General features: G+C 68.9%; 2 protein-coding genes. Both read right to left on the minus strand.

Translation table 11 applies throughout. The features are described from left to right. Positions 1–288: hypothetical protein (locus AOK18_RS10865; RefSeq protein WP_240503134.1), on the minus strand; the 288-nt coding region annotated here is incomplete at its 3' end. A gap of 147 nt (positions 289–435) precedes the next feature. Continuing rightward, on the minus strand, positions 436–2085 hold the full coding sequence (locus AOK18_RS10870) for a sodium:solute symporter family protein (protein WP_055694192.1): 1650 nt from the start codon (positions 2083–2085) through the stop codon (positions 436–438). Positions 2086–2155: the final 70 nt, after the last annotated feature.

Here is a 2155-nt window from a genome sequence, read left to right on the forward strand (position 1 = left end):
GCCGCCCCCGGACGTCACGGACGCCGTCCAGGAGCGGCCACAGGGCGACTGATCACCGGGCGGCGGGGCCGTGGGCCGGAGTTTCAGCCAGACGAGGAAGAACAGGCCCAGGGCGAGCATGCCCAGGCCGGTCCACAGGTTGATGTTGACGCCCTCGGCCTTCTCGATGGCCGCGTCGGACGCGGTGATGCCCGCGATCGTGACGATGACGCCGTACACCACGAACAGGGCGCCGATGAGGCGGCGGATGTCGAAGAGACGGGCGGCGGTCGCGGACTTGGTCCGCAGGGCGGAGACCTCCTCCTGGAGGTCCTTGTCCGAGTAGTGGGCCGGGTCGTGCGCGGGGCCGCCCCCGGACGAGGAACCCGAGTGGGGGCCGGGGCCGGACGGGGATGCGGAGTGGTGGTCGGACATGGTCTCTCAATCCTCCCGCGGTCAGAACGAGAACGGGATGTAGCAGGCGGCCGCCAGGATCACCGCGCCCCAGCCGAGCAGTGCCGGCCTGCGGTACCAGGCGTCGTCGCCCTCGGCGGGCGGCTCGGCCATGCCGGGCGAGGTGGTGCCGTAGACCAGGCCCTGGAGGTCCTCGGCCGGTCTGGGCGCGGTGAACAGCGACACCGCGACCATGACCACCGCGCCGGCGACGAAGCCCGCGATCGCGGAGACGAAGTTGGCGCCCTGGTCGGAGGGGATGTCGACGATGCCCCGCTCGTAGAGGACGAAGTAGTTGACCATCGCGGCGGTGGTGCCGGCGAGCAGGCCCCAGAAGCCGGACTTCACCGACGCCCGCTTCCAGAACATGCCGATGATGAAGACCACGAACATCGGCACGTTGAAGAACGAGAACAGTGTCTGGAGGTAGCTCATGATGTTCGAGAACGACGAGGCCAGGAAGGCCGTGCCGATCGACGCCAGGACCCCGATCACGGTGATCAGCCGGCCGAAGCCGACGTAGTACCCGTCCTCGCGGCCCTTCACCACGTACCGCGCCCAGATGTCGGTGGTGAACACCGTGTTGAAGGACGAGATGTTGGCCGCCATGCCCGCCATGAACGCGGCCAGCAAACCCGTCACGGCGATGCCCAGGACACCGTTGGGCAGCAGTTGCTCCATGAGGTACGGGATGGCGTCGTTGTACTGGAGATCCGAGCCCGCGGTGCCGATCTGCGGCACCAGGACGGCCGCGGCCAGACCCGGGATCATCACCAGGAACACGATGAAGATCTTCGGGAACGCGGCGATGAGCGGGGTGCGCTGGGCCGCGGAGAGGTTCTTCGCGGACAGGGCGCGCTGCACCTCGGCGAAGTTGGTCGTCCAGTAGCCGAAGGACAGGACGAAGCCGAGGCCGAGGACGATGGTCAGCCAGTTGGCGCCGAGCGGGTTGTCGCTGCCGATGCCGGTGCCGCCCCAGGCCGTCATGAAGTCGGCGCCGCGGGACTCGGTCAGGGAGGCCGACAGTCCGTCCCAGCCGCCGACGCTCCTCAGCGCGAGCACGGTGATCGGGATCAGCGCCGCGAGGATCACGAAGAACTGCAGGACCTCGTTGTAGATGGCCGAGGACAGGCCGCCGAGGGTGATGTACGCCAGGACGAAGAAGCCGGCGACCACGATGGCCACCCACTGCGGCCAGCCCAGCAGCGCCTCGACCACGATCGCCAGCGCGTAGAGGTTGACGCCGGCGATGAGGATGGCCGCGCAGGCGAACAGGACCGCGCTGAGCAGGTGGGCGCCCTTGTCGAAGCGCAGCAGCAGGAACTCGGGGACCGAGCGGACCTTGGAGCCGTAGTAGAACGGCATCATCACCAGGCCGAGGAAGACCATCGCCGGGATGGCGCCGATCCAGTACCAGTGCGTGGTGTAGACGCCGTACTGCGCGCTGTTGGCGGCCATGCCCAGGATCTCGGTGGCGCCCAGGTTGGCGGCGATGAACGCCAGGCCGGTGACCCAGGCGGGCAGGGAGCGGCCGGACAGGAAGAAGTCGAGGCTGGTCTTCACGGACCGGCGGGCCGCGAAGCCGATGCCGAGCACGACGACGAAGTAGATCCCGAGGATGAGGTAGTCGAGCCAGTTGGTGGGGAGCCGCAGCTCGGCGGCGAGGTGGAACGGGCCGAGGGGGTCGGGGGAGCCCGCGGAGCCTGCGGCTCCCCACCAACTG

Source organism: Streptomyces prasinopilosus (assembly GCF_001419695.1).
GTDB lineage: Bacteria > Actinomycetota > Actinomycetes > Streptomycetales > Streptomycetaceae > Streptomyces > Streptomyces prasinopilosus.